This window comes from Gemmatimonadota bacterium, from assembly GCA_016209965.1.
In the GTDB taxonomy this organism is placed as follows: domain Bacteria; phylum Gemmatimonadota; class Gemmatimonadetes; order Longimicrobiales; family RSA9; genus JACQVE01.
This window is the reverse complement of the sequence record JACQVE010000247.1, coordinates 1-3297: the sequence shown is the minus strand read 5'-3', so window position 1 is coordinate 3297 and position 3297 is coordinate 1. Positions and strand designations below refer to the sequence as shown.

3 protein-coding genes are annotated in these 3297 nt (G+C 71.4%); 2 read left to right on the top strand and 1 reads right to left on the bottom strand.

Going from position 1 to position 3297, the window contains the following annotated elements; all coding sequences use genetic code 11:
- Positions 1–845, bottom strand: an 845-nt coding sequence (locus HY703_09820; protein MBI4545481.1) for a zf-TFIIB domain-containing protein, incomplete at its 3' end; no start/stop codon positions are given.
- Positions 846–1277: 432 nt separating this feature from the next.
- On the opposite strand from HY703_09820, the gene HY703_09815 reads away from it, so the two are divergent.
- Together HY703_09815 and HY703_09810 are read left to right on the top strand one after the other, a co-directional pair.
- Positions 1278–2315, top strand: a complete 1038-nt coding sequence (locus HY703_09815) for a glycosyltransferase family 2 protein (protein MBI4545480.1) — start codon at positions 1278–1280, stop codon at positions 2313–2315.
- Positions 2316–2318: 3 nt separating this feature from the next.
- A partial coding sequence (locus HY703_09810; protein MBI4545479.1) for a tetratricopeptide repeat protein occupies positions 2319–3297 on the top strand: 979 nt, incomplete at its 3' end.

Sequence of the window (3297 nt, the reverse complement as noted above, 5' to 3'; positions counted from 1 at the left end):
GCGCCGTCATGGATGATGACGAAGCGCGGGAAGGGCATGCGCAGCATACGGCAGGAGCGGTCCACAAAGCCGCGCAGGTGCGGCGGCAACTGGTACGGCTGGACCCGCTCGGCCGTGTAGAAGAGGCGCAGCGCCAGGTCCATCAGGTACGGCCCCAGCAGGAACTGCACGACCAGCAGGCCGAAGCCGAAGGCAATCGCGGTGTCCGCGTCGATGCCGCCCAGCTCGATGGCCACAATGAGCCCCACCCCCAGTAGCGCATAGAGCGAGAGCATGGTGGCCGTGGCGTAGAGCTGCAGGTTGGGCAGCGCCGGCAGCACGGCCCCCCCGGCCCCCCCGGCCGCCGCCTGGCCGGCGCGCGCCGCGGCCGCGGCTGCGCTCTGCGCGCCGGCAGCGCCGGCGCCCCGCCCGTCATGCCGCGGGCCTGAGCGGCCGGGTCCTCCGCCCAGCCTGCCCGCGGCGCCCGCCGCCCTGCCGCTGCGCCGCGCCGATTGCACCACTTCGAGCGCGAACAGCGTCGGCTCCGCGTTCATGAGCTTTACCTGCGCGACGGCGGGCAGCCAAACCCCGTTTGTCTTGGGGCAGAGCGCCACCGTCGCGACGTCGCCGAAAAGCGAGATCTCTTCCAGCGGCATGCCGGTGCGCGGGCTGCGCCGCGCCGAAGCCCTGGGCCGCGCGCTCGCCTCCCGCAGCGCCTCGGCCAGCACCAGCGGCTTGTGCGTGAAGAAGAAGAGCTCCCCCTCGTCCAGCCAGATGCCGCCGCAGCGGTGGCAGCCGTCCACCTCGACACCCTGCCGCGTGAGGCAGGGCTCGAGGGCTTCCTCCTGACAGTCGACGCAACGCATAGCTCGAAAAGTGAAGGGGAGGGGAGAGGACTAGCGGGTAAGCCCAAAGATGCGCTGCACCTCACCCGGGCGCCAGCACTGCCGCGCAGGCTGATCCCGAACCCCATCCGCGGCTCACGGGGAACCTGCTGCGCCCGCGGTGTATCACCATCCCCCGGCAGCTCCCTCCGGCTGGTTTCCCGGATCCCTGGAACAGCTCTGACTCAGTGACGCAGCAGCCTCTCGGTCGTCTGTAAAGGTAGAGTGGCGGGGCGCCGGCGAGTTAGTCCGCCGGGCGGCCACGAGCCGCGCGATTTCGCACGCCCCGCCTGATCCGCACGGCGCGGCGCCGAGGCGCGCCGGATCCCAGTGTCCCGAGTCAGAGGTCCGGCGAATATCGGCGGATTTCTGACTCGGGACTACTCGGGACACGAAACAGCAGAGGAGTGCGACGTGAAGGTTGACCGGTCCCCCGGACTCACCGTCATCGTGCCCGCGTACAATGAGGCTGGCAGCATCGCCGACACCATCAGCAGCCTCTGGACCCAGACCCTGCCGCCGGACGAAATCTACGTGGTGGACGACTGCTCGACCGATGGCACCGGCGATATCGCCCGCGCCCTGGGCGTCACCGTGCTCCGCCCGCCCGCCAACACCGGCTCCAAGGCGGGGGCGCAAAATTACGCGCTGCGCTTCGTCCGCACGCCGCTGACCATGGCCATTGACGCGGATACCACGCTCGCGCCCGACGCCATCGAGAAGCTGATCACGGCGTTCCAGGAGGACGACGTCGCCGCGGCCTGTGGCTTCGTGATCCCCCGCCGCGTGCGCAGCCTCTGGGAGCGCGGCCGCTACATCGAGTACCTCTTCGCTTTCACCTTCTACAAACAGGTGCAGGACTACTACCAGAAGCCGCTCATCTCCTCCGGCTGCTTCTCCATGTACCGCACCGAGGTGCTGCGCGCGCAGGGCGGCTGGCAGACCCGCACCCTGGCGGAAGACATGGACCTGACCTGGACCCTCTACCAGGCCGGCCACCAGGTGCGCTTCGTGCCCGGCGCCGTCTGCTACCCCCTCGAGCCGCACAACTTCACCTTCATGCAGAGGCAGCTCCGCCGCTGGTCGCACGGCTTCGTGCAGAACGTGCGGCTGCACTGGCGCGGCCTGCTCGAGGTGCCCTTCCTGCGCTCCGCCGTGGCCGTGGCCGTTTGGGACGCGGCCATCGCTTCGGCGGTCTACTTGCTGCTGCTGCCGGCCCTGGCCCTGGCCCTGGGCAGCGCCTGGCTGCTACTGGGCTACGCCATTGACGCGCCCGCCGTGCTCGTGCCCGTGCTGGTGGGCGCCGTGCCGCGCCGCGAGGTCGGCCGCGCGCTGGCCAGCCTGCCCGCGTTCTTCGTGCTGCGCACGGTGAATGCGGTCTTCTTCCTGCAGGCACTCTGGGCGGAGCTGGTGCGACGCCGTCCCCTGCTGGTCTACGAGAAGGGGCACTGAGTCATGTCGGTCGGCTTGCCGGGCGCCGGGATTGGCGGGGTCTTCTATCTGGTCAGCGCGCTGGTCATGCCGGTGCGCGAGGCCGGTCGCGCGCTGCGCGGGGATGTGGCCGCGCACCGCTGGCGGGTGGTGCTGCGCCAGGTGGGCATGGCCGCGGGTGTGATCGCCGCCATCTGGGCGGTGGGGTGGCTGCTGGGGGTGGTGCTGGGGCCGCGTCCGGCCGCCGCGTCGCTGGGATCCCTGGGTTCGGCCGGCGCGGGCGCCCCGGCCGAGGTGCGCAACGTGCTCCGCATGGCAGCGCTGATTTTCACCTTCGGCACGCTGGCAGCGGTGCTCATAGCCGTGCAGGTGCTGCGCTTCGTCGTTCGTCGCAAGGCGGGCCGGGGTGGTTGTGCGGTCGCGAGCGCTTCAACCCCTGTGAACCCGACCTGTTTGTTGCTGTTCCTCGTGGCCGGGGCCACCGCCAACCGAAGCGCCGCCGCACAGGAGGCGCCCGGCCCGAGGTTCAGCAAGGAGACGCCGGCGGCGCTGAGCCGCGCGGATTCCGCCTATCGCGCGGGCGACCGCGTGCTTGCCGAGCGCCTCTACGCGCGCGTTCTGTCCGCCGACCCCGAGAACTCGCGTGCCACCTTTCGGCTGGCGCAGCTCCGGCGGGATCGGGCGAAGGAGTCGATCCGCCTCTTCCGCCGCTACATCGCCCTCGAGCCCGACGATCCCTGGGGGTACATGGCGCTGGGCGATGCTTACGCCGGCCGGGGGGACTTCCCGCGCGCGCTGGACATCTATGCCCAGGCCATGCGCCGTGCACCCGGGGAACGGGACGCCGTGGTGGGCCGGGCCGCCTTGCTGGGACGCGCCGGCCGTACGGACGAGGCGCTGGCCACGTACCAGGCCTGGCTCGCCCGCCATCCCGCGGACGCGGAAGCGTGGCGTGAGCTGGCCCGGCAACGGCAGCGCGCCGGCCGGGTCTACGGCGCGGTGG